30 protein-coding genes are annotated in these 26,991 nt (G+C 66.8%); 16 read left to right on the top strand and 14 right to left on the bottom strand.

The features are described 5' to 3' along the window. Together VJV41_RS13200 and VJV41_RS13195 are read right to left on the bottom strand one after the other, a co-directional pair. Window positions 1-765, bottom strand: coding sequence for a metalloregulator ArsR/SmtB family transcription factor (locus VJV41_RS13200; RefSeq protein WP_325334367.1), 765 nt, complete (start codon window positions 763-765; stop codon window positions 1-3). Then, window positions 758-2,143, bottom strand: a complete 1,386-nt coding sequence (locus VJV41_RS13195; protein WP_325334365.1) for an MFS transporter — start codon at window positions 2,141-2,143, stop codon at window positions 758-760. Before VJV41_RS13195 ends, VJV41_RS13200 begins: the two co-directional genes overlap by 8 nt. Before the next feature lie 89 nt (window positions 2,144-2,232). On the opposite strand from VJV41_RS13195, the gene VJV41_RS13190 reads away from it, so the two are divergent. Beyond that, a complete protein-coding gene (locus VJV41_RS13190) occupies window positions 2,233-2,667 on the top strand; it encodes a hypothetical protein (protein ID WP_325334363.1) in 435 nt (144 codons plus the stop codon). A gap of 22 nt (window positions 2,668-2,689) precedes the next feature. Here VJV41_RS13190 and VJV41_RS13185 read toward each other — a convergent pair whose 3' ends face one another. The 3 genes from VJV41_RS13185 to VJV41_RS13175 all read right to left on the bottom strand — a co-directional run bounded on the left by VJV41_RS13185 (window position 2,690) and on the right by VJV41_RS13175 (window position 6,346). Continuing rightward, window positions 2,690-3,931 carry a glycosyltransferase family 4 protein gene (locus tag VJV41_RS13185; protein WP_325334361.1) on the bottom strand — a complete coding sequence of 414 codons (1,242 nt, stop codon included), beginning with the start codon at window positions 3,929-3,931 and terminating at the stop codon, window positions 2,690-2,692. Between the two features lie 97 nt (window positions 3,932-4,028). After that, the gene (locus tag VJV41_RS13180) at window positions 4,029-5,552 is read right to left on the bottom strand and encodes a glycoside hydrolase family 57 protein (protein ID WP_325334359.1); all 1,524 of its coding nucleotides are present in this window, start codon (window positions 5,550-5,552) and stop codon (window positions 4,029-4,031) included. Beyond that, window positions 5,549-6,346, bottom strand: a complete 798-nt coding sequence (locus VJV41_RS13175; protein WP_325334357.1) for a class I SAM-dependent methyltransferase — start codon at window positions 6,344-6,346, stop codon at window positions 5,549-5,551. Before VJV41_RS13175 ends, VJV41_RS13180 begins: the two co-directional genes overlap by 4 nt. A 195-nt stretch (window positions 6,347-6,541) precedes the next feature. Between VJV41_RS13175 and VJV41_RS13170 the strand changes: the two genes are divergently transcribed. The 9 genes from VJV41_RS13170 to mnmA all read left to right on the top strand — a co-directional run bounded on the left by VJV41_RS13170 (window position 6,542) and on the right by mnmA (window position 14,378). After that, on the top strand, window positions 6,542-7,342 hold the full coding sequence (locus VJV41_RS13170; RefSeq protein WP_325334355.1) for an electron transfer flavoprotein subunit beta/FixA family protein: 801 nt from the start codon (window positions 6,542-6,544) through the stop codon (window positions 7,340-7,342). Between the two features lie 47 nt (window positions 7,343-7,389). Further along, a complete protein-coding gene (locus VJV41_RS13165) occupies window positions 7,390-8,346 on the top strand; it encodes an electron transfer flavoprotein subunit alpha/FixB family protein (RefSeq protein ID WP_325334353.1) in 957 nt (318 codons plus the stop codon). A 147-nt stretch (window positions 8,347-8,493) separates the two neighbouring features. Continuing rightward, window positions 8,494-9,237, top strand: a complete 744-nt coding sequence (locus tag VJV41_RS13160; protein WP_325334351.1) for an SDR family oxidoreductase — start codon at window positions 8,494-8,496, stop codon at window positions 9,235-9,237. A gap of 27 nt (window positions 9,238-9,264) precedes the next feature. After that, window positions 9,265-9,669, top strand: a complete 405-nt coding sequence (locus tag VJV41_RS13155) for a cupin domain-containing protein (protein ID WP_325334349.1) — start codon at window positions 9,265-9,267, stop codon at window positions 9,667-9,669. Next, window positions 9,666-10,313, top strand: coding sequence for a nitroreductase (locus tag VJV41_RS13150; RefSeq protein ID WP_325334347.1), 648 nt, complete (start codon window positions 9,666-9,668; stop codon window positions 10,311-10,313). Before VJV41_RS13155 ends, VJV41_RS13150 begins: the two co-directional genes overlap by 4 nt. Window positions 10,314-10,403: 90 nt before the next feature. After that, window positions 10,404-11,240 (top strand): GNAT family N-acetyltransferase, encoded by an 837-nt coding sequence (locus tag VJV41_RS13145; protein WP_325334345.1) that lies wholly within the window; start codon window positions 10,404-10,406, stop codon window positions 11,238-11,240. Further along, entirely contained in the window at window positions 11,237-12,067 is an 831-nt protein-coding gene (locus tag VJV41_RS13140) for a lysophospholipid acyltransferase family protein (RefSeq protein WP_325334343.1), read from the top strand. The genes VJV41_RS13145 and VJV41_RS13140 overlap by 4 nt, the downstream gene beginning before the upstream one ends. A 47-nt stretch (window positions 12,068-12,114) precedes the next feature. Further along, window positions 12,115-13,311, top strand: a complete 1,197-nt coding sequence (locus VJV41_RS13135; protein ID WP_325334341.1) for a cysteine desulfurase family protein — start codon at window positions 12,115-12,117, stop codon at window positions 13,309-13,311. Next, window positions 13,311-14,378, top strand: coding sequence for a tRNA 2-thiouridine(34) synthase MnmA (gene mnmA, locus VJV41_RS13130; RefSeq protein WP_325334339.1), 1,068 nt, complete (start codon window positions 13,311-13,313; stop codon window positions 14,376-14,378). Before VJV41_RS13135 ends, mnmA begins: the two co-directional genes overlap by 1 nt. Here mnmA and VJV41_RS13125 read toward each other — a convergent pair. After that, complete coding sequence (locus VJV41_RS13125) at window positions 14,375-15,016, bottom strand: sensor domain-containing protein (protein ID WP_325334337.1); 642 nt, start codon at window positions 15,014-15,016, stop codon at window positions 14,375-14,377. The genes mnmA and VJV41_RS13125 overlap by 4 nt on opposite strands. Before the next feature lie 53 nt (window positions 15,017-15,069). On the opposite strand from VJV41_RS13125, the gene VJV41_RS13120 reads away from it, so the two are divergent. The 4 genes from VJV41_RS13120 (at window position 15,070) to VJV41_RS13105 (ending at window position 17,956) form a co-directional block, all read left to right on the top strand. Then, window positions 15,070-16,080, top strand: a complete 1,011-nt coding sequence (locus tag VJV41_RS13120; RefSeq protein ID WP_325334335.1) for a methionine synthase — start codon at window positions 15,070-15,072, stop codon at window positions 16,078-16,080. Between the two features lie 73 nt (window positions 16,081-16,153). Next, on the top strand, window positions 16,154-16,648 hold the full coding sequence (locus tag VJV41_RS13115; RefSeq protein WP_325334334.1) for an SRPBCC family protein: 495 nt from the start codon (window positions 16,154-16,156) through the stop codon (window positions 16,646-16,648). Further along, on the top strand, window positions 16,645-16,974 hold the full coding sequence (locus VJV41_RS13110; protein ID WP_325334332.1) for a metalloregulator ArsR/SmtB family transcription factor: 330 nt from the start codon (window positions 16,645-16,647) through the stop codon (window positions 16,972-16,974). Before VJV41_RS13115 ends, VJV41_RS13110 begins: the two co-directional genes overlap by 4 nt. Window positions 16,975-17,089: 115 nt before the next feature. After that, window positions 17,090-17,956 carry a hypothetical protein gene (locus VJV41_RS13105; protein ID WP_325334330.1) on the top strand — a complete coding sequence of 289 codons (867 nt, stop codon included), beginning with the start codon at window positions 17,090-17,092 and terminating at the stop codon, window positions 17,954-17,956. Here VJV41_RS13105 and VJV41_RS13100 read toward each other — a convergent pair. Next, window positions 17,942-19,549 carry a 4-coumarate--CoA ligase family protein gene (locus VJV41_RS13100; RefSeq protein WP_325334328.1) on the bottom strand — a complete coding sequence of 536 codons (1,608 nt, stop codon included), beginning with the start codon at window positions 19,547-19,549 and terminating at the stop codon, window positions 17,942-17,944. The genes VJV41_RS13105 and VJV41_RS13100 overlap by 15 nt on opposite strands. A 38-nt stretch (window positions 19,550-19,587) precedes the next feature. Further along, window positions 19,588-19,992, bottom strand: a complete 405-nt coding sequence (locus tag VJV41_RS13095) for an MmcQ/YjbR family DNA-binding protein (protein ID WP_325334326.1) — start codon at window positions 19,990-19,992, stop codon at window positions 19,588-19,590. A 74-nt stretch (window positions 19,993-20,066) separates the two neighbouring features. On the opposite strand from VJV41_RS13095, the gene ligA reads away from it, so the two are divergent. Then, a complete protein-coding gene (gene ligA, locus VJV41_RS13090; RefSeq protein WP_325334447.1) occupies window positions 20,067-22,139 on the top strand; it encodes an NAD-dependent DNA ligase LigA in 2,073 nt (690 codons plus the stop codon). A 4-nt stretch (window positions 22,140-22,143) separates the two neighbouring features. On the opposite strand, the gene VJV41_RS13085 is transcribed toward ligA, so the two are convergent. The 6 genes from VJV41_RS13085 to VJV41_RS13060 all read right to left on the bottom strand — a co-directional run bounded on the left by VJV41_RS13085 (window position 22,144) and on the right by VJV41_RS13060 (window position 26,614). Beyond that, window positions 22,144-23,727 (bottom strand): polyamine aminopropyltransferase, encoded by a 1,584-nt coding sequence (locus VJV41_RS13085; RefSeq protein WP_325334324.1) that lies wholly within the window; start codon window positions 23,725-23,727, stop codon window positions 22,144-22,146. Beyond that, window positions 23,724-24,182, bottom strand: coding sequence for a DUF350 domain-containing protein (locus VJV41_RS13080; protein ID WP_325334323.1), 459 nt, complete (start codon window positions 24,180-24,182; stop codon window positions 23,724-23,726). The genes VJV41_RS13085 and VJV41_RS13080 overlap by 4 nt, the downstream gene beginning before the upstream one ends. 25 nt (window positions 24,183-24,207) lie before the next feature. Next, on the bottom strand, window positions 24,208-24,636 hold the full coding sequence (locus tag VJV41_RS13075) for a DUF4247 domain-containing protein (RefSeq protein ID WP_325334321.1): 429 nt from the start codon (window positions 24,634-24,636) through the stop codon (window positions 24,208-24,210). Beyond that, window positions 24,633-25,136, bottom strand: coding sequence for a DUF2617 family protein (locus VJV41_RS13070; RefSeq protein ID WP_325334319.1), 504 nt, complete (start codon window positions 25,134-25,136; stop codon window positions 24,633-24,635). Before VJV41_RS13070 ends, VJV41_RS13075 begins: the two co-directional genes overlap by 4 nt. An 8-nt stretch (window positions 25,137-25,144) precedes the next feature. After that, on the bottom strand, window positions 25,145-25,756 hold the full coding sequence (locus VJV41_RS13065; RefSeq protein WP_325334317.1) for a DUF4178 domain-containing protein: 612 nt from the start codon (window positions 25,754-25,756) through the stop codon (window positions 25,145-25,147). A 198-nt stretch (window positions 25,757-25,954) separates the two neighbouring features. Continuing rightward, window positions 25,955-26,614, bottom strand: coding sequence for an amino acid-binding protein (locus VJV41_RS13060; RefSeq protein WP_325334315.1), 660 nt, complete (start codon window positions 26,612-26,614; stop codon window positions 25,955-25,957). A gap of 73 nt (window positions 26,615-26,687) precedes the next feature. Here VJV41_RS13060 and gatC point away from each other — a divergent pair, with 73 nt between their 5' ends. Next, on the top strand, window positions 26,688-26,987 hold the full coding sequence (gene gatC, locus VJV41_RS13055; RefSeq protein ID WP_325334313.1) for an Asp-tRNA(Asn)/Glu-tRNA(Gln) amidotransferase subunit GatC: 300 nt from the start codon (window positions 26,688-26,690) through the stop codon (window positions 26,985-26,987). Window positions 26,988-26,991 lie beyond the last annotated feature (4 nt).

Below are 26,991 nucleotides of genomic sequence, written 5' to 3'. Positions count from 1 at the left end.
CTAGCCCGCCCAGTCGATGCCGAACGCATCGGCCAGCGCGGTGCGGCCGCCGTCGGTGACCATCAGCGCCCGCCCGCGCGGTACCCGCTTCACCCAGCCCGCGGACAGGAAGCGGTCGAAGATCGCGCGGCCCAGTCCGCCGGACAGGTGGTGGCGCTGCTCGGTCCAGTCTACGCAATAGCGCACGAGTGGCCTTCTGCCGGTGGGCATTTCGACACCGATGTTGGTAAGGAAGTCGCGTCCGTGGTCGGTCAGCTCATAGCGGATGTCATGACCCGGACTGCTCAATGAATCATGTGCATCACGGGCCGCAACGTAGCGACCGTCGCCGCCGACCAACACCTGCCGATCCAGCAGGCTGCCCATGACCTGTACGCCGAGCCGGCCGGCGACGTGGTCGTAACAGGTGCGGGCGGAGCGCAATCGCGCCGCGCGCGTGCCTTCCCGCAGTGAACGGACCGGCCGCGGCGGCGCAAGGCGGCCCAGCTGCTCGAGCAGTTCGCCGACCTCGGGACCGGCCAGCCGGTAATACCGGTGGCGGCCATGGGTTTCCACGGCCAACAGCCCGGCGTCCGTCAACTTGCCGAGGTGGCTGCTCGCGGTCGGTCTGCTGACGCCGGCCTCGTCGGCCAGGACGCTGGCAGGCAGCGCCCGCCCGTCGTCGAGCGCGAGCAGTACCTTGCACCGAGCGGGATCGGCGAGCAGCGAGGCCAACGCGGCGATGTCAGCGTCGCCACCGGTGGGTAGCAATGCCGCATCACGCATGACAGACCTCCTTCTCCGCCGGCGCCTGGTCTTGGGTTCGCGCCCACCTGAAGGCGACCATGGCGCCGATCAACTGCACCGCGCCGCCGATCATCATCGCGGTCCGCACGCCGGCGACACCGCCGATGACGCCGAAGGCACTACCCAACACCGCGACTCCGACAGTGATACCCACCAGGCGGGCCAGGTTCACCACGCCGGACGCCAGCCCGGCGCGTTGCAGCGGCACCGCCGACATCGCCAACCCGACCGCCGGGCCCGTATTGAGCGCCAGGCCCGCGCCGGCCAGCACGAACGACAGCTCGAGCAGCCAGACGTCGGCTCGCGGTCCAACCGCCGCATATAACGCCATACCGGCGGCCATCAGGATCAGGCCGGCGGTCATCGGCGGACGTGGACCCGTCCGGTGGGCGAGCGCGTTGGCCGCCGGGATCAGGACCAGGTAGGTCAACGGCATCGGCAGGAACCACAGGGCGGTGGCCAGCGCACTGGCGCCGCGTTGTTGTTGGAACGCAAAGCTGTTCACCAATAGGAGCCCGTAGATGCCGAAGGTCATCGTGAATGTCGCTACGAGTGCCGCGACGAGTCGAGGGCTGCGGAACAGGTTCAGGGGCAGCATCGGATGGGTGATGCGCCGCTGGCTCCACAGGAATGCCGCGATGGTAGAGACGGCGACGACGGCCAGTGCCACTGTCCAGATTGGCGCGAGGGTCCGTCCCTCGACCAGCACGACGATGAGCGTGCCGAGTCCGAGCATCGCGAGCGTCTGGCCGGGCACGTCGATGCGCGCGGCGTCGGGGTCACGGGATTCGGGCAGGTAGCGATACGTCATCAGGAGCGCGACTACGCCGACGGGCGCGTTGAGCCAGAAGATGTAGCGCCAGCCGAGGCCGTCGGTCAGGACACCGCCAAGGATTGGGCCGATCGCGGTGCTCAGCGCGGCCGCCATCGCCCACGCGGCCGTCGCCCTGGCCCGCTCGATCGGGTTCGGAAACGCCGCGGCGGTGATGGCCAGGCCCTGCGGCAGCATCACTGCGGCGCCGATGCCCTGGATCGCTCGGGCTGCCAGTAGCAACGGCAGCGACGAGGCGGCCGCGCAGACCAGCGAGGCGGCGACGAACATCACCAGGCCGATGCGCAACAGCGTGCGTCTGCCGAATCGGTCGCCGAGGGATCCAGAGGTCAGCAGCACGGCGGCGAAGGTGACGTTGTAGGCGTCGATCGTCCACTGCGCGCCGGAGATGCCGCCGCCGAGGTCGTTGCGGATCGCCGGTAAGGCGAGGTTGACCGCGTTGGCGTCGATGAGTCCGACGAAGAGTCCCAGGTAGGCAGCGATCAGGGTCAACGTCGCATCCAGGGTGAACCTTTTCGTGTCCATATACCCGAAGGTATGCCCGGGATGATTCGACGCCGATCGAACTATTTCAGCAGATTCTGGGGTATGCGAACGTACCTGTGCTCTGCGTCGTGTCCAAAGTATTGGGTGCGCACAGGCGCGCACCGGAACGGAATGTGATCATGATGCACAAGATCCTCGGGGCAAGTTTTTTGGCCGGCATCATCATCACCGGCGCGGCGGCAGCGCCGGCGTATGCCGGAGGCGGAAACCCCAGCGGCACTGGACCGCCCAGCCAGTCCTGCGAGGACTCAACAGCCGCTGGAGGCACCACCCCGGGCCACACCGCTTCGTCACCAGGGGCGCCATTCAACGAAGGCGTCGGCACCGGCGGACTGAATTACAGCGAGAAGTCTCAGTACGACGTGGCCTGCGTCAAAGGACCGCAAGCGCCTCCGAGTGTGACGGCGACGTCGACAACGGATTCGACAACCACGGATCCGGTGGCACCGGCAATCACCGGACCACAAACGAACAAGCACGGGCATGCGCCCCACGGCGGTTAGGCAACGACGTCCGTTGTGACGGTCAGCGGTCGGGCAGGGCTTGCTCGACGATGACGCGCCGGCGGTGCGGTTCGCGTTCGCGGCGTTTGGCGGCCAGGTACACCTGCGCGGTTTCGTCGGCGACGGTGTGCCAGTCGAAGTCCGATGTGAGCCGTTCACGGGCCGCAATAGCCCTCTGCTGGGCGGCATCTGGGTCGTCGAGCACTGTTCGCACGGCGGCCGCTAGCCCGGCTACATCGCGAGGCGCATAGGACATGCCGGTCTGCCCGTTGATGACCGCTTCACCGAGGCCGCCGACATTGGAGGTGACCAGCGGTATACCCGTCGCGGCCGCCTCCAGGGCGACGATGCCGAACGGCTCGTAGTGGCTGGGTAGCACGCACGCGTCGGCGGTATGCAGCAGCCGCACGAGCTCCTCGTGATCGAGCCTGCCCACGAACGCTGTCGCCTTGATTACCTTGTGCTTTCGCGCCTGTTCGACGAGCCACCCGAGCTGCGTGCCGTCGCCCGCGATGGTCAACGTCGTGCCGGGGTGGCTGCGCCTGATGCGGGGCAACGCCGCGATCGCGTCGTGGATACCCTTCTCGTACTCGAGCCGCCCCAGGTACATCAGCTGTCCGGGGCCGTTGCGTGGTTGGCGATGTGCGAACGGCCACAACGCCGCGTCGATTCCGTTGCGGATGACTCGAGTTTCGGCCAAGCCGGGGCCGAACAGCTCGGTGATCTCGTCGCTCATCGACGCCGAACACGTGATGAGTGAATCGGATTCGCGAACCAGCCACGATTCGACGGCGTGCACCTGACGGCTGATCGGACCGGACACCCAGCCCGAATGCCGGCCAGCCTCGGTGGCGTGGATCGTGGAAACCAGTGGAACATCGAAGTATTCGGCGAGCGCGATCGCGGGGTGCGCGACCAGCCAGTCATGGGCGTGCACGACGTCGGGGCGCCACGGGCGGCCGCGTCGACCCTTGATTCCCAAACCCGCGCGGACCATCGAATGGCCCATCGCCAGAGTCCACGCCATCATGTCCGAACCGAAGTCGAACTCGTGGGGATCCTGCGCGGCGGCGACAACCCGCACGCCCTCGGCGATTTCGTCGGTCGACGGATGGCTGCTCGGGTCGGTGCCGCTGGGTCGTCGGTTGAGCACGACGACCTCATGTCCGGCCGCGGCCAGCGCCGTCGCCAAGTTGTACACGTGCCGGCCAAGCCCGCCGACGACCACCGGCGGGTACTCCCACGACACCATCAGGATTTTCATGCGCGCTCGATCTGGTGCGAGCGTGCGCAAAATGTACGCGTTTGGCCGCGTGTCGGTGTACAGACACGCACGCTCGCGGAGAGAAGTGGGGGACCGGTCATCGCGGCAGTCGCCTCGCGTCGAGTGCGCCGAACAAGCCGTCGGCGCGGTTCCAGCCGTTGGCCAGCCGCTCTGCGTGCTCGCTGCGGCCGGACGCGAGAGCGCCTGCGATCTCGCGGGTGGCGTGCGCGTGCAGGTGAGCGCGGTAGCGCGCGTAGTCGGCGGCGGAGTCCTTGCTGACCATGAACGGCCAGTCGCTGGACACTGTCAACAGCGTCTCGCGAAGGATCTGATCGGCGATGAAATTGCGCGCCGGCGGCGCGTCGGTCTCGTCCAAAGCCTTCTCGACGGTGGTCAACGCGGTGTCCACCACTTCGGTGTTCAGTTGGACGAGATCGGCCACCTTCTCGCCGGCCCACACCTGCCAGTCCTTGCCCGAACCCCAAGAGCTGGGCGGTAATTCGACAGACGAGCCGACGAAACCGTCCGCGACGGCGTCCGACAGCGTGCCGACGCGCACGCCCGCCTCCGGCAGCGCACGCAATACCCGCTCCAGCCACGCCGGACCCTCGTACCACCAGTGGCCGAACAGTTCGGTGTCGAACGCGGCCACCACATGCGCGGGCCGGCCGATCCGTTCGGATTCACTGATGAGCCGGTCGCGCACGACCCCGACGAAATCAGCGACGTGGGCGTCGACCGCCCGGTCAGCGCGCTCGGGGTCATACGGCGCCTTGGCGTCCGACGCCACGTTGCGGCCGGTGACGCGGGCCGGCTTGAGGCCGGTGACGTGGTCATAGGTGTGGAAGTCGCGGTAGGCGGCGTGACCTGGATAGCCGGACTTCGGAGACCACACCCGGTAGCTGACCTGCAGGTCGCGGCCGAACGCGATGACACCGGAGCCCGCTACGGGCCGGCCCAGCGCCGTGTCGCCATGCAATGACGGCCCGTCGACCATGAAGTGTCCGACACCTGCTGCGGCATAGTCGATTTCCATGCCCGGCGCATAGGCGCACTCCGGCGCCCAGATGCCTGTCGGCGTGCGCGCGAACCGCTGATGCGCGTCGGCCAGACCCTCTCGGAGGGCGAATTCCCGCAATCGCGGATTCAGCAGCGGCTGGAACGGATGCGCCAGCGGGCCGCCGAGCAGCTCGATGGTTTGGGCGTCGATCAGTTCGCGCAGCAGCGGGCTGGCGCCGTGGGCCCACTGCGTGGAGAATTCGTCCAGCGCTCTCTGCGCTTCGGCCCGTTCGCGAATTCCGAACTGGCGCAACGGCTCGTCATGGGTCGTCGCCTCCGACGCGCGCAGCTGCCAGTTCGCCAACCAATGATGCATGCCCGTCAAGCAATATGGGTCGTCGAGTTGAGCGGTGACCACGGGTGTCATGCCGAGCGTCAGCAAATGATGGCGGCCTTCGTCGGAAAGCCTCCGCAACACCCGCATCAATGGCAGGTAGGAGGCCGACCATGACTGGTAGAGCCATTCCTCGCCGACCGGCCACCGGCCGTGATGGGCCAACCAGGGCAGGTGGGTGTGCAGAACGAGCGTGAACAGGCCGGGCGCGGGCTCCGAATTCGTCACGGCCGCACCGCGATTGCGACCAGGTCGAGGCTCTCATCTATGTTGCGGCCGCCAGCCTCGATGAGGTCGAAGTCATCGGTGGTCACCGATGCAACATCGGCGAGTAGGTCAGCGGGCCATGGCGCATCGGCCAGCGCGCGGTCAATCTGAGCATCGATGATCGAACCGCCGTGCCGCTCGTCGAGTTCAACAAGCCGCTGACCATGAAAAACCCCGTAGACGCCTTCGATCCCAAAACCCTGCGACGTCAGAAGTTCGGTGAGCTCGGCGGCGTTGAGTTCACGCGTGTGGAACGGGTTGATCGGGGTGTCACGGCCGGGGGAGAAGGTGATTCGGTTCGGTGTGGACATCAGCAGCACGCCGCCCGGCCGCAGCACACGGAAGCACTCGGCCACGAATTGCCCTTGATCCCACAGGTGTTCGATCACCTGGAAGTTGACCACGACGTCAACAGACTCGCCGGCCAGCGGCAGCTCGGCGAGGTTGCCGTGCAGCACCTCAACACGCGGATAACGGGCCTTCACGTGCGCCACCGCGGACGCGTCGTAGTCGAGGCCGATCACGCGGCGGGCTACGCCGGCGATCAGGTCGGCGCCGTAGCCCTCGCCAAAGCCGGCCTCGAGCACATCGCGTCCCGCGCAGCGGGCGGCCAGCCGTTCATAGACGACCTCGTGGCGGCGGAACCAGTAGTTCTCCTCCGCCAGCCCGGGAACCGTGCGCTCCCCGGTCAGGGGCAACGCGGCATCCTTATCCGGACACCCAAGCGGACCGTTGGTAACGAATGAGGCGCTCATTGCAAGGCAGGCTAACGCGGATCGGCCCGATGGCGAACGGTTCAGGTGCTACGGGCTGCTAGAACACCAACTTCGACCAGCTATGGTGATCCTGCGAACCGCCAAAAGTTACCGACGAGTAACATGGTGGTAGTTGCTTGAAACGTGGTAGTGCAGGCCGGCCGCCGGCCTCTCCGAGGAGGACGAACTCAAGTCATGACGAACATCGTGGTCCTGATCAAACAGGTCCCAGACACGTGGTCGGAGCGAAAGCTGACCGACGGCGATTTCACCCTCGACCGTGAGGCCGCCGACGCCGTGCTCGACGAGATCAACGAGCGCGCCGTCGAAGAGGCGCTCCTGATCAAGGAGAAAGAAGCCGCCAACGGCACCGAAAGCACCGTGACAGTGCTCACAGCCGGACCCGAGCGCGCCACCGAGGCCATCCGCAAGGCCCTGTCGATGGGCGCGGACAAGGCCGTGCACCTTCTCGACGACGGGATGCACGGCTCGGACCTGGTCCAGACCGGCTGGGCGCTGGCCCGTGCGCTGGGCACCATTGAAGGCACCGAGTTGGTCATCGCCGGCAACGAGGCCACCGACGGTGTCGGCGGTGCGGTCCCCGCGGTGATCGCCGAGTATCTCGGCCTGCCGCAGCTCACCCACCTGCGCAAGGTGTCTGTCGAAGGCGGCAAGGTGACCGGCGAGCGCGAGACCGACGATGGCGTGTTCACCATCGAGGCGCCGCTGCCCGCGGTCGTCAGCGTCAACGAGAAGATCAACGAGCCCCGCTTCCCGTCCTTCAAGGGCATCATGGCCGCGAAGAAGAAGGAAGTGACGACGCTGACGCTGGCCGAGATCGGCGTCGAGGCCGATGAGGTCGGTGTCGCGAACGCCGGCTCGAAGGTGCTGGCGTCGACCCCGAAGCCGCCTAAGACGGCCGGCGAGAAGGTCACCGACGAGGGCGATGGCGGCACCAAGATCGCCGAGTACCTGGTTGCTCAAAAAATCATCTAGCCGAATAGCTCATAGGCCGAAGAGACCCAGAAAGACATAGAAGACACATGGCTGAAGTACTTGTGCTCGTCGAGCACGCCGACGGCGGGCTGAAGAAGATCACCGCCGAACTGATCACCGCCGCCCGCAAGCTGGGCGAGCCCTCCGCTGTCGTGGTGGGCAAGCCTGGCACCGCTGCGCCGCTGACCGACGCGTTGAAAGAGGCCGGCGCCGCCAAGATCTACGTCGCCGAATCCGACGACGCGGAGAACTATCTGATCACCCCGTATGTGGACGTGCTGGCCTCGCTGGTCGAGTCGGCCACTCCGGCGGGAGTGCTGCTGGCCGCCAGCGCCGACGGCAAGGAGATCGGGGGCCGGCTGGCCGCTCGCACCGGCGCCGGCCTGCTGGTCGACGTCGTCGAGGTGAAGGACGGCGGCAAGGCCATCCACTCGATCTTCGGTGGCGCGTTCACCGTCGAGGCCGAGGCCACCGGCGACACCCCGGTGATCACGGTGCGCCCGGGTGCTGTGGAGGCTGAGCCCGCCGCAGCTGCCGGTGAGGTCGTCAACGTCGAGGTGCCCGCACAGGCCGAGAATGCGACGAAGATCACCAAGCGGGAGCCCGCAGTCGCAGGCGATCGTCCGGAACTCACCGAGGCCACGGTTGTGGTCTCCGGTGGTCGTGGCGTCGGCAGCGCCGAAAACTTCAGCGTGGTCGAGGAATTGGCCGACTCGCTGGGTGCCGCCGTCGGCGCCTCGCGTGCCGCGGTCGACTCCGGCTACTACCCGGGCCAGTTCCAGGTGGGCCAGACCGGTAAGACGGTGTCGCCTCAGCTCTACATCGCGCTGGGCATCTCCGGTGCGATCCAGCACCGGGCGGGCATGCAGACGTCGAAGACGATCATCGCGGTGAACAAGGACGAAGAGGCGCCGATCTTCGAGATCGCCGACCTCGGCATCGTCGGTGACCTGTTCAAGGTCACCCCGCAGCTGACCGAGGCGGTCAAGGCCCGCAAGGGCTGACACTTCTCTGCGCGTGGGCCCGCGCGCAAGCTGGGAACAGACGGAAAAGCCCCCGACACGCCGAGTGTTCGGGGGCTTTTGCGTCTTGTCGCCAGACTACGAACTTTCAAGGGTTCGACGACAGGCCGTGAGCGTCAGTCTGGACGCATGAAGATCACAGTTATCGGAGCTACCGGTCGGATCGGTTCACAGGTGGTCGATCTGCTCACCAGCGACGGACACGACGTCGTCGCCGCGTCGCGCGCATCGGGGGCCGACGTGCTCACCGGCGAAGGGCTTGACGATGCGTTGGCGGGCGCGCAGGTGCTCGTCGACGTGACGAATTCACCGTCGTTCGATGACGAGCCGGTGGTGGACTTCTTTACCCGGTCGTCGGCGAACCTTGTCGCGGCGGCGAAGGCGGCCGGCGTCGGCCACTACGTGGCGCTGTCGATCGTCGGAGCCGACGGACTGCCCGAGAGCGGCTACATGCGGGCCAAGGTCGTGCAGGAGAAAACGATCGTCGACTCCGGACTGCCCTACACGATCGTGCGGGCCACGCAGTTCCACGAGTTCGCCGAGATGATCACCGGATCACTGGTCGTTGGCGACGAGGTCCGGGCGCCCGATGCGCGTATCCAGCCGATCGCCGCCGCCGATGTCGCGGCCGAGGTCGCCCGTGTCGCGGCCGCCGCACCCGTCAACGGTGTGGTCAACATCGGTGGGCCGGACAAGATGTCGTTCGCCGACCTGGCGCAGACAGTGCTTGCCAAGCAAGGCGACACCCGCACGGTCGTCGTCGACCCTACGGCGACTTACTTCGGCACACCCGTCGACGAAAGCAGCCTGGTCACCGGTGACGGTGCCGTGATCGCCGAGACGACGTTCGCCGACTGGCTTGCGAAGAGCTGACCGATCTGAATTCGACTGAGGAGCAACATGTTCGACACCGCAGACTTGATGAAGGCCATCACGACGATCCAGACCGTCACACCGCCGTTCATTCCCGCCGATGCCGAGGTGATGACCTCGATCATCGAATGGCCGCCGGGAAGCACAGGAGCCCCGCCGCACCGCCACCCCGGCGGGCCGTCGTTCGGCTACGTGCTCGAAGGCGAGATGCTCTTCGAGCTGGAAGGCGAAGCGCCGCGGGTGATCAAAGCCGGCGAGGCGTTCTGGGAGCCCGGTGGGGACGTCATCCACTATTCGGATGCCAACAACCGCACCGACATTGCCCTGCGGTTCCTCGTCACGATGGTGTGCGCACCGGGCCAGCCGATGCTCGTCGTGGTGGACGAGGACGAACTCGAACAGCGCCGCGATCGGCGCGTCGCACGGGCATGACCGAACTGGGCGACGTTGTGAGGGAACGCCGCTCGACGCGGTTGTTCCTGCGCGACAAGCCGGTGCCACGGGAACTACTCGACGAAGCCCTGTCGCTCGCGATGCGCGCGCCGTCGAACTCCAACGTCCAGCCATGGCGGGTGTTCATCGCCTCGGGGCCTCGCCGCGACCGGTTGGTCGAGGCGCTGCTCGAGGAGGCATCCGTCGAATTGCCGGTGACCACCGGTCTCCCGGAGGATTTCCTTCCGCTGCGGCAAGAACTTGGCGCACTGGTCTACGGCTCAATGGGCATCCCACGTCACGACGCGGAGGCCCGTCGGCTGGCGCAGCTGCGCAACTGGGAGTTCTTCGGCGCACCCGTGGGCGCCGTGGTGTGCATTCACCGCGGTCTCGGACTGGTCGACAGCCTCGGAGTAGGCATGTTCCTGCAGACGCTGGTGCTGGCCTTGACCGAGCGCGGTCTCTGTGTGCAGGTGTCGATCGCGGGCTACCCGGAGATCCTGCGGACGCAGCTGGACATCCCGGAGGAGCTGATGGTGCTGTGCGGCCTGGCCATCGGCTATCCCGATCCCGCATTCGCATGCAACAGCCTCGTTGTACCGCGTAATCCGGTCGAGTCGAACGTCGTGTTCCTTGATAGCTGACGTCCGATCGCCTTAATTCGTCACCTATCGCTCACGGACACGTCACCGCCACGATGCCATCCCGAGATGCGGCTGGGCGACCGTGCAGCAATGAGCACTGCTTCTGTACTCATCGCCTCTGATCCGCCGACCCTTTCATCGGATACACCCCGCTACACCCTGCTGCTGTCCACCGACCCTGCGCTCATCGAGGCTGCGCAGCGTCTTCGTCACGATGTGTTCACCTCCGAACCGGGATTCGCGTTGGCCGGTGCGGCCGACGGCCGGGATGCCGACCGTTTCGACGAGCACTGTGATCACCTCCTCGTGATGGAGGAGAACTCGGCCGAGCTGGTGGGGTGCTACCGCATGCTGCCTCCGCCCGGCGCCATCGCCGCCGGAGGTCTTTACACGGCAACGGAATTCGACGTGCGCGGGCTCGACGAACTGCGGCCATCGCTCGTTGAGATGGGTCGCGCCGTCGTGCGTGAGGATCACCGCAACGGCGGCGTGGTGCTGTTGATGTGGGCAGGCATCCTGGCCTACCTGGACCGCTGCGGCTACGACTACGTCACGGGCTGCGTATCAGTACCCGTCGAGGGCCCCGCCGGGGAGGCGGCCGGCAGCCAGATCCGCGGCGTGCGCGACTTTGTGCGGCGCCGCCACGCCGCCCCGGAGCAGTACACCGTGCACCCGTACCGGCCGGTGAGGATCGACGGCAAAAGCCTGGACGACATCGAACCGCCTGCGCGTATCGGCGTTCCGCCACTCATGCGGGGGTATCTGCGGCTGGGCGCTCAGGTGTGCGGAGAGCCGGCATACGACCCCGATTTCGGGGTAGGCGACTTCCCGGCCCTGCTCGACAAACGCAAAGCCGACACCCGCTACCTGCGCAGATTGCGGTCGGTGGGGGCGGCGGCCGCGATGGCCGGCGGGATTGCGTCATGACCGTCGAGCATTCGTGGCTGCCGCGGGCGTCATGTGACGCCAGCTGTGTGAGCGCCACAGCTGCGGCGGCCGGCCGGCCCTTCGTGGTCGCATTGCGTATCGCGGTGCGAGCCACCTTCGCGGTGCTACTGCTGTCCGCGACGCCGCTGCTGGCCATTCCCATGCCGGGCCGCTCCCACCTCCAGCGAGGCTACTGCCGACTGATGTTGCGTTGCCTGGGCGTGCGAATCACCGTGTCCGGTGGACCGATTCGAAACCTGCAGGGCGTGCTGGTGGTCAGTGGGCACGTGTCCTGGGTGGACATCTTCGCGATTGGTTCCGTCATGCCCGGACGGTTCGTCGCCAGGGCCGATCTCGTCGACTGGATCGGCCTGGGAATGGTGGCCCGTTTGATGAAGGTCATTCCGATCGACCGCGCCAACTTGCGCCGGCTACCCGAGGTGGTGGGCACGGTCGCCGACCGGCTTCGTGCCGGCCAGACGGTCGTCGCGTTTCCGGAAGGCACCACCTGGTGCGGCCTGGCATACGGCCAGTTCCGGCCGGCGATGTTCCAGGCGGCCGTCGACGCGGGCAGGCCGGTCCAGCCCTTTCGGCTGACCTACCACCACCGCGACGGCAGGCCGTCGACCGTCGCCGCCTATGTCGGCGACGACACACTGTTGGCGTCTATCCGGCGGCTTATCACCGCTCAGCGCACGATTGTGCGCGTGCACGTCGAATCGCTGCAGCTGCCCGGATCCGACCGGCGCGACCTCGCCGCCCGTTGCGAGGCCGCGGTCCGCGGGGACACGTCGCGGCGGACACACGGCCACGCGCTCGTGGCCTGACCTCGCGATCAGGGCGGTCCGGGCCCGGCGGTTATCCTGGACAGGTCATGAGCACCTTCGATTCGGTGTACCTCGATCACGCCGCCACCACACCGATGCACCCTGCTGCCATCGAGGCGATGACGGCCGTGCTGGCGACGGTCGGCAACGCGTCGTCGCTGCACGGCACAGGCCGGGTGGCACGCCGCCGGATGGAGGAGGCCCGCGAGACGCTGGCCCATCTGCTGGGCGCACGGCCGTCGGAAGTGATCTTCACCGCCGGTGGGACCGAAAGCGACAACCTCGCGGTCAAGGGCATCTATTGGGCCAGGCGCGACGCCGAACCTCGCCGGCGCCGAATCGTCACCACGCCCGTCGAGCACCATGCGGTGCTCGATGCCGTCCAGTGGCTTGCCGACCACGAAGGCGCCGAGGTGACCTGGCTGCCGGTCGGCGAAGACGGGTCGGTTGCGCCGGCGGCACTGCGAGAAGCGTTACAGAACCCCGACGACGTCGCATTGGTGTCGATCATGTGGGCCAACAACGAGGTCGGCACCATCATGCCCGTCCGCGAATTAGCGGCCATCGCAGCAGAATTCAATATTCCCATGCATAGCGACGCCATTCAGGCGGTCGGGCAGATCCCGGTTGACTTTGCCGCCAGTGGGCTCTCGGCCATGAGCGTCGCTGCCCACAAGTTCGGCGGGCCGACCGGCGTAGGCGCGCTGGTGCTGCGCCGTGACACCGCCTGTGTGCCATTGCTGCACGGTGGTGGTCAGGAGCGCGACGTCCGTTCGGGCACACCCGATGTCGCAGGCGCTGTCGCGATGGCGGCGGCAGCCCGGGTCGCCGTAGAGGGTTTGGAGGTCAACAGCGCCCGCGTGCAGGCATTGCGCGACAAGCTGGTCGACGGTGTCCTGTCGGCGATCGACGACGCGTACCTCAACGGAGCCACCGGAGCCGGCCGGTTGCCCGGCAGCGCGCACTTCACGTTCCGGGGCTGCGAGGGTGACTCGCTGTTGATGTTGTTGGATGCCAAAGGGATCGAGTGCTCGACGGGCTCAGCGTGTACTGCCGGGGTGGCCCAGCCGTCGCACGTCCTGATTGCGATGGGCGCCGATCCCGCCAGCGCCCGCGGCTCGCTGCGGCTCTCGTTGGGCCATACCAGCACAGAGGCGGACATCGAGGCGGCATTGGCGGTATTGCCGGCCGCGGTGGAGCGGGCACGTCAGGCGGCGTTGGCAAGTTCGGGAGTTGTTGAGTAGTGCTTGTTTTGGTCGCGATGAGCGGAGGTGTGGACTCGTCGGTCGCCGCCGCCAGGATGGTCGACGCGGGCCACGACGTCGTCGGTGTACACCTGGCGCTGTCCTCGGCGCCGGGCACACTGCGCACGGGCTCGCGGGGCTGCTGCTCCAAGGAGGACGCCGGCGATGCCCGGCGGGTAGCAGATGTGCTGGACATCCCCTTCTACGTATGGGATTTCGCCGACCAGTTCAAAGAAGACGTGATCGACGACTTCGTCTCGTCCTACGAACGCGGTGAGACGCCGAACCCCTGCGTGCGGTGCAACGAACGAATCAAGTTCTCGGCGTTGGCGGCTCGCGCATTGGCGCTCGGTTTCGACGCCGTCGCGACTGGTCACTACGCGCGGTTGTCCGATGGCCGGCTGCGCCGCGCCGTCGACCATGACAAGGACCAGTCCTACGTGCTGGGCGTCTTGACCGCCGCACAGCTGCGACACGCCGTGTTCCCGATCGGTGATACGCCCAAGACACAGATCCGCGAGGAGGCGGCTCGTCGCGGCCTGGCCGTCGCCGAAAAACCCGACAGCCATGACATCTGCTTCATCCCGTCCGGAGATACCCGCGCATTCCTCGGTGCCCGCATCGGCGTGCGGCGCGGCGCGGTCGTCGACGCCGGCGGCACGGTGCTCGCCGAACATGATGGCGTGCACGGTTTCACGATCGGGCAGCGCAAGGGCCTTGGCATTGCCGGACCGGGGCCCGACGGACGGCCGCGTTATGTGACAGGCATCGACGCCGACACCGGAACCGTCCACGTCGGTCACGCGTCGGATCTGGACGTGTGGACACTGGCCGGCGACAAGCCGGTGTTCACCTCGGGTGCCGCGCCTACCGGCCCCGTCGAATGCTCCGTGCAGGTGCGCGCGCATGGCGGCATCGCCGACGGTGTCGCCGAACTGCGCGACGGGCAGTTGGTGGTCGACCTGCGTGCGCCGCTGCGTGGTGTTGCGCCGGGGCAGACGATGGTGCTCTACCGTCCGGACCCCGAGGGTGACGAGGTCATCGCCAGCGCAACGATCCGGCGCTAGCCGGGAACCTTGGCCAGGATGTTCGTCATCACGATGTCGGGCACCGAACCGGGGAACTGGCAGGCCGTCACTTCGACGAGCACGACGTTCTTCACGCGATAGTCACGACCGCACCCGTTGCCCGGACGCATCTGCAACGAATCGGCCGTCGCCGTCCAATCCCCGACGAACATCGGCCCGAACGTCGTGGAGGCGCATCCCTTCACGAAACTGACCAGATCGTCGAACGTGCCGCGGGCGGTTGCTGGATCGCGATACGCAGCAACACCCTCCGAAATCAGCCCTCCGCGAGGCGGATTCTGAAACGTCGTCTTGTGGAACTCTTCGACGTCGGCGCCGAATGTGCGCATCTCCTGGAAGACCCATTGGCATTGCGCCGGAGTGGTTTTCGCGAGCTGGTCGATGTCGACGGGAACCTTCTCGTCCATGGTCGGGATGATGGTGAGGTCGTCGCCGGCGCCGGTGATCGCGCGCATCTGCGACTGATCGAGCATCAGCGTCTCGACGTCGATCGGTGATAGGGAGTCGTCGTCGATTCCGGGAGTGGACCGCACCGCCTGGCCGTTCACCGTGTGCGTGCAACCCGCTACCATGACCGCCGCACACCAGACCGCCAACGGCCTGGCCGATGCGCGCATGACGTCGTCCCCTTCCCGGATCGAGCCTAGCCCGATCGAATACTGTTCAACGAGTGAGTGTTTTCGCCGCAGCGACCGGCATCGGATCGTGGCCTGGATCGTCGCCGCGGGAGGCCGCCGAGATCATCGTCGGTGAACTGCACCAGCTTGCGCATCTGGTGGAACTACCCGGCCGCGGCATCGGCGCAGATTTGATCGGGCGGGCCGGTGCGCTGCTGGTCGATATCGGCATCGACACTGTGCCGCGCGGCTATCGCATTTCCTCGGGCCGCAGCGCGGTCGTTCGCCGGGCCGCCAGTCTGCTCGACGAGGACATCGACGCGCTCGAAGAGTCGTGGGAGAAGGCGGGCCTGCGAGGCGGGACGCGGGCGGTGAAGGTGCAAGCACCAGGACCGATCACGCTGGCCGCTCAGCTGGAATTGCCCGGCGGCCACCGGGCCATCACGGATGCCGGTGCGTTGCGGGATCTCGCGGCTTCCCTGGCCGAGGGTGTGGCCGCGCACCGGGCGCAGGTCGCGCGGCGGCTAGACACTGCGGTGGTGGTGCAGTTCGACGAACCGTCCTTGCCGGCCGCGCTGGAGGGCCGGTTGACGGGGGTGACCAGCCTGACACCGGTGCACCCGGTCGACGAGTCGGTAGCGACTGCGCTGCTCGACGGCTGCGTGGCGGCAGCCGGCGCTGAGGTGGCGTTGCACAGCTGCGCTTCGGGGCTGCCGTGGAAGGTGTTGCAGCGCAGCGCCATTCACGCTGTCTCGGTCGATGTGTCGACGCTCACGGCCGCGGATCTCGACGGCGTGGGGGAGTTCGTCGACTCAGGCCGCACCGTGCTGCTGGGCGTCGTGCCGGCAACTACGCCGGCCACTGGACCGTCGGCAGAAGAGATCGCCAAGGCGGCTGTCGCCATCACCGACCGGCTCGGGTTCCCCCGCTCGGTACTGCGAGAGCGGATCGGCATCACGCCGACATGCGGATTGGCAGGTGCGACGCCTCAGTGGGCGCGTACGGCCATCGAGCGGGGTCAGAAGGCGGCCGACGCGTTCGCGGACGATCCCGACGCGATCTAATCCCAAGAGGCAACCAAAAGGTTGCGCATCGAGCCGATGGCGGCTACGGTAAAACGCAACTAGGAGGTTGCATATGAGTACGGATCGGATCGAGAAGGAAGTACTGCTTCGGGCACCGGTGGAGCGGGTCTGGCGGGCGATAAGCGATGCCGACGAGTTCGGCCGCTGGTTCGGTGTGCGCTTCGACGGGCAGTTCGTCGCGGGCGAGTCGGTCACCGGCGTGATCACCCCGACGACCGTCGACGAGGAAGTGGCCAGGTTGCAGGAGCCCCACGCGGGAATGTCGGACACCTGGCAGATCGTCGCGATCGAGCCGCAGCGCCGGCTGGCGTTTCGGTGGCACCCGTTCGGTGGGGAATCGGATGTCGACTACTCGCGAGAGCCGACCACGCTGGTCGAATTCACCCTCGACGAAACCGCCGACGGCGTTCTGCTGCGCATCGTCGAGTCGGGATTCGATGCGATCCCGGCCGACCGCCGGGCATCGGCGTTCGAGGGCAACAGCGAGGGCTGGGCCAAGCAAACCGAATTGGTCCAGAAATACCTTGCCCTCAGCGAGAAGATGTGAACGCATCCGTAGCCAAGGCGCCGCTGTTCGACGCGCTCGGCGACCCCAATCGTCTGCGTATCGTCACGCGGCTGTGCGACGGCGGCCCGTGCTCGACGTCTCAAGTCACCCAGGTCGTTGCGGTGAGCCGGCAAGCGGCGACCAAACATCTCCTGCTGCTGGAGGCGGTCGGTTTGGTGAGCAGTCAGCGCCATGGCAGGGAACGCATCTGGCGCATCGAGCCAGAGCCGCTGGCCGACGCAAGCCAATACCTGACGGCTCTGTCGCAGCGGTGGGACCGGGCAATCGAGAGGTTGCGTGAGTTCGTTGAGCAGGGAAATTCGTAACTTTCGCTAACGATTCTTTCGCGTTCGTCAAAGGCTCTGGGTTTTCGCAGCCACGTCATGCAACAATGCTCTGCGAACCACCCTGCCAGTCTTTGCTATTAGCGGAAGAGGAACTGTGGGCCCATCGAACCTGCGCCTCGCGGCGGGTGTCGGTGTTGTCGCGGCGGTCGTGATGGTAGGCGGGCCCAGTGCGGCGGTGGCCACGGCCGATCCCGGCGGGTCGCATTCGAATCGCTCCGACCACCGTGACAGGGGAGATGTCCGCGGCGGGTGGAAGCACGGCGGTGACGACCGTGACGGCAGTTACGGCGACAACCGCGATGATGGCTACAGCGCGGACCGCGACGGCGGGGACCGCGGCGACCATGACGGTAGCTACGGCGGCGGCGGTGACCGAAACCCGTGGGGCAACGGCAACCGGTGGGGTGGCGATGACGGTCAGAAGTCGACATCGGGCGGTGGCAGCAATCAGCGCAGCACGTCTGGTTCGAGCCGTACCAGTAGCGGCGGCAGCACCGCATCCCTGGCTCCGCAGACGTCGTCTGGCAGCTCGAAAGCCTCGACGGACGACCCCGCGCCCGCACCGCAGACCCCTGCCGACGGCCCTGGTTCGGACACGGTATCGGGTGCGGATGTCGCCGGTCCGCCGATCGCCGAAATAGTGCAGCCACGGGTTGTCGTCGGCGACGGCCGATCGCCCGGAATTCAGCCTCCCAGCTCCGAACCGCCCCGATGGAGCTTCGTGGTGCCCGAAATCGCGCCGCCACCGCCCCCACCGCCGCCAATAGAAATCCCCCCGGCTCCGAGTGACCGCGTTCACCCGCAGCGCCTCGTACCGCAGCTGGGCATCGCGCCATCGCTGGACTGGACTGACCCACTGTGGGGCTTGGCAGGGCTGATCGTGATACCGGCGGCCGGCGCTGTTCTCGGTTACCGGCAGGCCAAGGGGGCGCGGGCGGCCGAGGTGCTAACCCGGACGTAGATCCTTACGCAGGATCTTGCCTGAGGCCGACTTCGGGATCGCCTGGATGAACTCGACCTGCCGCACCTTTTTGTACGGCGCGACCTGACCGGCGACGAATTCGATGACCTCGTCCTCGGTCAGCTCGGCACCAGATTGCTTGACCACGAACGCCTTTGGCACCTCTTCGCCTTCGGAATCGTTGACGCCGACCACCGCCGCGTCGGCGATGGACGGGTGGCTCAGCAGCAGCGCCTCGAGTTCCGCCGGTGGTACCTGGTAGCCCTTGTACTTGATCAGCTCCTTGAGCCGGTCGACGATGTAGACGCATCCGCACGCATCGACCTGCGCCAAATCCCCTGTGTGCAGCCAACCTTCGTCGTCGACGGTTTCCCGGGTTGACTCTTCGTTGTTCAAGTACCCGGCCATCACGTTGGGGCCCTTGAACCACAGTTCGCCGGTCTCGCTGAGACCCTCTGCGGGAGGGCCGATTTCGGCGCCGGTCTCAGGATCGATGAGTTTGGAGGCGGCGTTGGACACCGTCCACCCGACCGAGCTCAGCGGAGCCACCATGCCCATGTTGCGCACCCCGCCGTCGAACGGCGTGATGTGGCTGACGGGGCTGAGCTCGCTCATCCCGTAGCCCTGCACCACGCGGCAGCCCAGCCGTTTGGCGACCGCATGACCGAGATCGGCGTCCAGCGGGGCCGCTCCCGACATCACGGTGTTCAGCGACGACAGGTCGTACTCATCGACAAGCGGATGCTTGGCCAGCGCGACGGCGACGGGCGGCGCGATGTACGCGATGGTGCACTTGTGGTTCTGGATGTTGCCGAGGAAATCGCCAAGGTCGAAGCTCGCCATGATCACCAGCTTGGCGCGCGCATGCAGGGCGGCGTTGAGCAGCACCGTCATTCCGTAGATATGAAAAAACGGCAGTACCGCGAGGATCACGTCGTTTTCGACCATCCCGTGTAGCGGCCGTATCTGCGCGACGTTGGCCACCAGATTGCGGTGCGTGAGCATCACGCCCTTCGGGTTGCCTGTCGTGCCGGAGCTGTAGGGAAGCACCGCGAGATGCGACGAAGGGGCGAAGTTGACTTGCGGTGCGGGTGATCCCGCCGCGAGCAGATTGGCCGCGTTGGGATGACGGCTGGCCTCTTGTCCCTCACCGTCGAGCACCACCAGGTCGGCGTCGGCCAGGCCGGCCGCCGCTGCGGCCTCTTCGGCCTGCGCCAGCAGCGGCGTGACCGTGATCAGCATCTTGGCCTTGGAGTCCGTCAGCTGCTTGGCGATGTCCTTGGCGGTGAACAGCGCGTTGATCGTGGTTGCCGTCGCGCCGGAACGCAGGATGCCGTGGAAGGCGACCGCGAACGCGGAGCTGTTGGGAGCCAGCAGACCGACCACATCGCCGACACCGATGCCGCGGCCGGCAAGGGCCCCGGCGAATGTGTCGACGCGGGCGACCATCTCGCGATAGGTGGTCCGCCTGCCCGACTTGGTGTCGATCAGCGCGACCCGGTCGAGGTCAACGTCGCCGATGCCGCCGAACAAATAGTCGTAGACGCTCGTCGAGGGGATTTCGACTTCGGGGAAGGGGCTCGAGAAACTCATGGCGTCTCCGATCGAATCATGCTCTGCCGCTTAGTGGATCAAACTTCGTCGAGCTGCTTGATGAGTTTGCGCGACGCGATCATCCGAAACGACGCGTCGATGAGCTCCCGCACTTCGTCCCAGTCGACCTTCTTGCGCGCCGTGAAGTCCAGTCCAAGCCAGCCGAACGGGCCCATGTAGGCAGGAAAGAAGAATCGCGTGTCCTGCTCGAGCGCCCTGCGGTCGCTCTCGTCGACCTTGACCAGGATCGAGTAGGGGTATTGAAGATATTCGCGGGGTTTGTCGGTCTTGGCGCTGCCGCCGTACATGACGAACATCTTCGGCGCGCAGAACACCGGTCTGCCCCACGAGATCTTCTCGAACGCCTGCGGGAAGCCCAACGCGATCTTGCGCACTTCCGCGAGCCCGAGGTCATCGTCGTGGAACATGATCGGGTGCGGCATGTCGCCAGCGTAACGGCTGTGTCGGGCGGCTCAGATAGCCTGCGAGGGTGAGCCCGAAGAAGCCGGAAACTGTGCTGGCCGAGCAGGCCGACGAAGCCCTGGACGCCGACCTGCGCCGGCGCTGGCAAGAGCTCGCCGACGAGGTGCGCGAGCACCAGTTCCGCTACTACATCAGAGACGCCCCCGTCATCTCCGACGCCGAGTTCGACAAGCTGCTTCGCGAGCTGCAGGCACTCGAGGACAAGCACCCCGAGCTGCGCACGCCCGATTCGCCGACCCAACTCGTCGGCGGTGCAGGCTTCGCGACCGACTTCACGCCGGCCGAGCACCTCGAGCGGATGCTGAGCCTGGACAACGTCTTCGCGCCGGAGGAGCTGGCCGCCTGGGCCGCACGCATCCGCGGCGAAATCGGGGACGACGCGCACTACCTGTGTGAACTCAAGATCGACGGCGTCGCCCTCGCACTCGTCTACCGCGACGGTCGGCTTGTCCGCGCGGCCACCCGCGGCGACGGCCGCACTGGCGAAGACGTCACGCTCAACGCCCGCACCATCGAGGACGTCCCCGAAAAGCTCACGGAATCCAAGGAATTCCCACTGCCGCGCGTGCTCGAGGTACGCGGCGAGGTGTTCTTCCGTGTCTCCGACTTCGAAGACCTGAATGCCGGTCTCGTCGCCGAGGGAAAACCGCCGTTTGCCAATCCCCGCAACAGCGCCGCCGGCTCGCTGCGACAGAAAAACCCCGCGGTCACCGCGCGCCGCAAGCTCCGGATGATCTGCCACGGTCTCGGTCACGCCGAAGGTTTCAGCCCGAAGAGCCTGCACGACGCATACCGAGCGCTGAAGGCGTGGGGGCTGCCGGTGTCCGAGCACACCGCCCGTGTCAAGGGCATCGCCGAGGTCACCGAGCACATCGCTTACTGGGGCGAGCACCGCCACGACGTCGAACACGAAATCGACGGTGTGGTGGTCAAAGTCGACGAGATCGCGCTGCAACGCCGGCTCGGTTCCACGTCGCGAGCGCCGCGCTGGGCCGTCGCCTACAAGTACCCGCCCGAAGAGGCCACGACCAAGCTGCTCGACATTCGTGTGAACGTCGGGCGGACCGGCCGGGTCACCCCGTTCGCCTACATGGAGCCGGTGAAGGTCGCCGGGTCGACGGTGGGGCTGGCCACCCTGCACAACGCATCAGAAGTCAAACGCAAGGGCGTGCTGATCGGCGACACGGTGGTGATCCGCAAGGCCGGCGACGTCATCCCCGAAGTGCTCGGCCCGGTCGTCGACCTGCGCGACGGCTCCGAACGCGAATTCGAAATGCCCACAGCATGTCCCGAGTGCGGTACGAAATTGGCACCGGCCAAAGAGGGCGACGCAGACATCCGCTGCCCTAACTCGCGCTCGTGTCCGGCGCAATTGCGCGAGCGGGTGTTTCACCTCGCCGGCCGGGGTGCGTTCGACATCGAGGGGCTCGGCTACGAGGCGGCGATTGCGCTGCTGACGTCCGGCGTGATCACCGACGAGGGCGACCTGTTCACGATCGTCAGCGCCGACTTGCTGCGCACCGATCTGTTCAAGACCAAGGATGGCAATCTCTCCGCCAACGGTGCGCGGTTGCTGATCAACTTGCAGGAGGCCAAGACTCGGCCGTTGTGGCGGGTGCTGGTCGCGCTGTCGATCCGGCATGTCGGCCCGACGGCGGCGCGCGCGCTGGCCACCGAATTCGGGACCCTCGACGCGATCATCTCGGCGTCGGAGGACCAGCTCGCGGCGGTGGAGGGTGTCGGGCCCACGATCGCGGCCGCGGTCAAGGAGTGGTTCGCCGTCGACTGGCACAACGCGATCGTCGACAAGTGGCGCGCTGCCGGCGTGCGGATGGAGGACGAGCGCGACGCCAGCATCCCGCGCACGCTGGATGGGTTGTCGATCGTCGTCACCGGATCGCTCACCGGCTTTTCCCGCGACGACGCCAAGGAGGCGATCGTCGCCCGCGGGGGCAAGGCGGCCAGTTCGGTGTCGAAGAAGACGGCTTATCTGGTGGCCGGTGATGCGCCGGGCTCGAAGTACGACAAGGCCGTCGAGCTCGGTGTGCCAATCCTCGACGAGGACGGGTTCCGCAGGCTGCTGGAGAACGGTCCCGACGGCGTCTGAGCGGTCAGCGATAGCCGCTGCGCATGTCGTTCATGATGCGCGGATTTTCCAGAGTCGACGGCGCCAACTGCTGCGGGGCGACATCACCGGCGAACACCGTCGCGGCGTCGAGCACTCGTTGGTTCATAAAGCGAAGCGGCGGCGCGTCTTTCGGCACGGTCGGAGTCGGCGCGCTCGCATTGCGGCGGCCAAGGGTGAAACCCCAGTCGCCGAACGTCGGCACGTCGACGTGGTAGGGCGTCACGGCGAACCCGGCGGCTTCGATCGTCGATACGGTGCGCCAGAACGCCGTCGGAGTCGAGTACGGGCTGCCGCTCTGAACGACAATCAGTCCGCTGGGAGCCAGCACACGGGTGATCAACCCGTAGAACTCTTGCGAGTACAGCCGGCCTAGCGCGGGGGTGTCGGCGTCCGGCAGGTCTACGATCACGGCGTCGAAGCCGCCCGCCGGCACCTTGTCTGGACGGGGATCTCGCAGCCATGTCATCGCATCGGCGATCACCACCTCGACGCGCGGATTGTCCAGCGCGCCCGCGTTCGCGTCGCGCATGGTGGTCCGTGCCATATGGATGACGGCTGGGTCGAGCTCGACCTGCACGATTTTGTCGATGCCCGGTTGCCGCAGCAGTTCTCGATCCGCCAGCCCGTCGCCGCCGCCGATCACCAGCACGGAGTGCGCTCCGTCTCCGAGCACGGGATATACCAGGCTTTCCGTGTACCGGTATTCGTCGCGCGTCGAAAATTGGAGCCCCCCATCGAGATACAGTCGCATGTCATCGCCGCGACGAGTCACGACGATCTCCTGGTAGGCCGAGTGCTGATAGGCGATGATCGGGTCCTCGTAGAGCCGCTGCCGGCTGGTCGCCTCGATACCGCTTGCGCTGACGATCAACGCTGTCAGGAGCGCGAACGCCGCGGCCAGGGCGATCAGCGAGGCCGCAAGTTCACGGCCGCTGACCGCGCCGCGCAACAGGAACAAGGCGACGACCGCTGCGGCCGTGAGGTTGATCATCCCCGTGACCGCGGCGCCGCGGATCATGCCGAGTTGCGGCAAGACCAGGAACGGCCAGGCAAGTCCGCCGACCAACGCGCCCAGATAGTCCGCCGCATTGAGGTTGGCAAGGACCTTGCCGGTATCGATCGCGCCCGCGGTTCGGCCGCGTTGCAGCAGCGTCATCAACAGTGGCACCTCGGCGCCGACCAGTCCGCCGATGAGGGCGGTGGCCACCGCCAGCACGACAGTCGAACCGCCGACATATGCGAACGTCACGTACAGCACCGCGGCCGACAGACCGCCTACGACGCCGAGCAGCGTCTCGACGGCGATGAACGTGATCGCGGCGCGCTTCAGCAGCGGCTTGATGAACAGCCCGCCCGCGCCGAGCGCGGCGACATAGCCGGCGACGATCAGTGAGGTCGCGACGATTCCGCCGCCGTCGAGGCTGGTGGCCAGGGTCAACAGCGCCAGTTCGTACACGATGCCGCAGGCCGCGCATGCCGAGACGGCGGCCAGCAGCAGTGCGCGCCAGCGTATCGGCGGGCGATGCGCTGGCGCCGGCGTCTGGGTGAGGGAATCCGTCGCGGTCATGTCAGCGCCGCGGCGATGATCCCTCCGACGGCGAGCAGGACTACACCGGCGGCGATCGAGGCGGGATGGAACTGCTCGTCGTCGATGAAGTTCCGGAATCGTCCGGGCACGACGGCTTCGAGGATGGCCAGGGCTACCCCTTGCAGGGCGACGCCGACCAGTCCGTAGACGAGCGTGTCGATCAGTCCCTGCCCCAGCTGGTCGGAGCTGGCCCGGATCGCCGCGATGATCACCACCGCCAGCGATAGGTCCATGGCCGAGGTCAGCACAACCGCGTTGGGTCGCCGCTCGACGAACACCTGCCTGCGCAGCTTGCCGGGAGTGATGGCGTCGACCAGGACGAAGCCGGCAACTAGCACCACGATGCCTGCGGCGAAGTAGAGCAGCGTGGCGACCACGCTGCGAACGAGGACGTCCGCGTTCACCGAGCCGAACTCGACGGCGGCCAGGGTCATGAGTTTCTCCTCTGGTTGATGTCCGTTACTTCGTCCCGTCAGGCCCACCGGGACTGCCTCCGGCGCTTCCGGCAGGAGAACCTGAATAGAACCCGGGGCCGAGGAACACATACGAGCCTTGGTTGTATCCGGCGCCCAGACCTTCCACGCGGATGCTGCACGGACGGTTGCCATCAGGCCCGACCGACACGATGCTGTCGCTGTAGCGCAGATACTCCGTGTCGTCATCGGTGGCACGCGCATCCGGCTGCTGCTGGTCGGCCAGGTCGTCGGCCACGTCGTCTGGTGAGCCGCTGCACGTATAGCGCGTGGTGTCACCGCTGCCGGAGTACTGCGCAAAGTTGTCGCCGACGTACGAGCGGACGTTGGGCACCATGGTGATGCCGAAGTACAGACAGGCCGCGGCGGCCACGGCCAACCCGCCGGATAGGAAGAACAACAGTGTGCGGCTCACGGCTTCCACAGGCTTTCGGTGTGGACCACTGTGCCGCCGGGGACAGCGGGATACAGGTGCCACGACTGCCAGCGCCAGCCCGCGCCGTCTACGGTCGCCGAGATTGCTGTCAAGGCCGCGTCGTCACCCGGGAAAGTGCCGCCGAGCCAACCGGATTCGCTGCTGCACCGGTCGCGCAGCCAGCTGGCGAGCGAACGGAACGCGACTTCTGTGTATTCCGCGGTCCGCGCCGTTAGCTGATAGCCATGAGCATCGGCGCGATCGGGCAATGCCCCGCCGTATTGCTGCGCAGTACACGAGATCTGTTCGGAGAACGGCGATGTCGCGTGTTCGACGCTGATGACATGCGATGCGCCGAGAACTCCGAGCGTCAGGGTGCCGCCACGGGGGTGTGTGAGCCGCAGGGTTGCCAGCGCCACCGGAACTGGCGCATTGAGCGCGAGGCCTAGTCGCGAGCCGGCAACGTCGGCCGGTGTCACCGAGAGCTTGTGAAGCGGCACCTATGGCCCTACGTGGTCGGGGGTGGCGCGGGGTACACCGTCAGTTCGCCTTCACTGACGGCAGTGCCATGGGAAACTTCCCAAGGCATCTCGGGGCCGTAGCGCTCGAATCCCAGGAACGCCGTTTCCCCGTCATTGGTGTAGTCGACGAAGTCCATTTCCCCGCCGGCGGGCAGACCGGTCGTACCTTCGCTGGTGTACGACGCGTGGCCGCGCTCGGACTCGTGGAACCGCACGCCGTCGACGACGTGCTCGCCGCCCGGCTGCAACTGCAGGTCCTTTCGCGCCACCCACATCACCAGCTCGAGACGGCCCTCGTCCTCCTCGACGGAAAACCACAGCGGGTCCTTGGTATCGCCTTCGATGAGGTGTTCCCACCATACGAACGGGCCCTCGCGCAGAGTTACTGAACCGCGCACGATGTAGTCGACGCCGCCGTAGCTGACGATGGCGCCGGGCCCGAGTTCACGCGGGCCGAAACGGGGCATCTCGCCAAACTTCAGCGGATCCTGGCGCGCCGCCGGCGTCTTCGGAGTGCGCGGGCGTCGCAACGCGATGACGAGAACGATGATCGCCGCAATGAAGAGCGCGATTGCGGCCACAAGGAGTACGGTCTGCAAGCGGACTCCTTCTCACGGCATGCCCCATGGCACGATTCGGGCAACCGTAACAGCAGCTCGCTGTGATTCTGCTGTGCGTTTCGCCGTCGGTGTTTAGGCCGATGGATTATGGGTAACGGCGGTCACCCCGCAGATTGCCAAGCCTCGCTTGTCGCCATCAGCGAACGGGAACCCGTGCCAGCGGGAGGCTGAGCGACCTCAGCGCAATATCGTCGCGACGATCCCGGCCAGATAGCCCAGCCGCGCCACCTCGGACGGCCGGAACTCCGGGCCCCCAGCGCGGCCTAGCACCATCGCGGTGTCGTGTGTGCCCAACGGCGCCGCCGCGAGCGTGGTGTCCATGTCGCGCCACACCTGCGGCACCCAGTCCGCCCGTGAGTCCAGGGCTTCGGCGTGATCGAGGGGCAGCCAGGGCACCTGCTCCATGTGAGTTTCCGGCGCCCCGTGGCTGCCGACGATCCGCTGCAGCCCCGATTCGTTCTGCCGAACCACAGTGCACCATCCGACGCGAAGCACTCGCGGCGCTTCGTCGGCAAGCACCTGCAACCTCTTCTCTTTGCCGTCGGCTGCGGCGACGTGATCGATGAGTTCCAGCTCGCGATGCGCCTCGAGCAGCCCGGTATGTGGCCGGATGGCGTCGACGTAGACGCCCCGCAGGTTTTCGGCGGCCGTGATCAGCGTGTCGGGCATCGCGCCCGCCGGCAGCTCGACCACAAGGTCGTCGATCGCATATCCCGATGCGCGTTCGACCACGTCCAGGGACAAGATGTCAGCGCCCACCGACCCGAGCGCCACGGCCAGTGAGCCGAGGCTGCCCGGTCGATCCTCGAGTTCGACCCGCAGGAGATAGGTAGGCACGCGCAACACTGTCGCACAGCGCTTGCGGGTCAGCATTCCGGGCGATGCGCGCCGGTGACTAGGCTCGGCACTCGTGTCACAGATCTCCCGAGATGAGGTTGCCCATTTGGCGCGTCTGGCCCGCCTAGCTTTGACCGAAGACGAGTTGGACAGTTTCGCCGGTCAGCTGGACGCCATCCTCGGCCATGTCAGCCAGATCCAGGCCGTGGACGTCACCGGCGTCGAACCGACCGGCAACCCGCTGAAGGACGTCAACGTGTTCCGCCCCGACGTCGTCGAGCCGTGCCTGACCCAAGACGAAGCGCTGGCCGAGGCGCCGAAGGCGGTCGACGGCCGGTTCGCCGTCCCGCGGATTCTGGGAGAAGCGGAATGACCCG

The organism is Mycobacterium sp. (genome assembly GCF_035274705.1).
Taxonomy (GTDB): Bacteria; Actinomycetota; Actinomycetes; order Mycobacteriales; family Mycobacteriaceae; genus Mycobacterium.
This window is presented reverse-complemented; position numbering and strand designations above follow the sequence as displayed.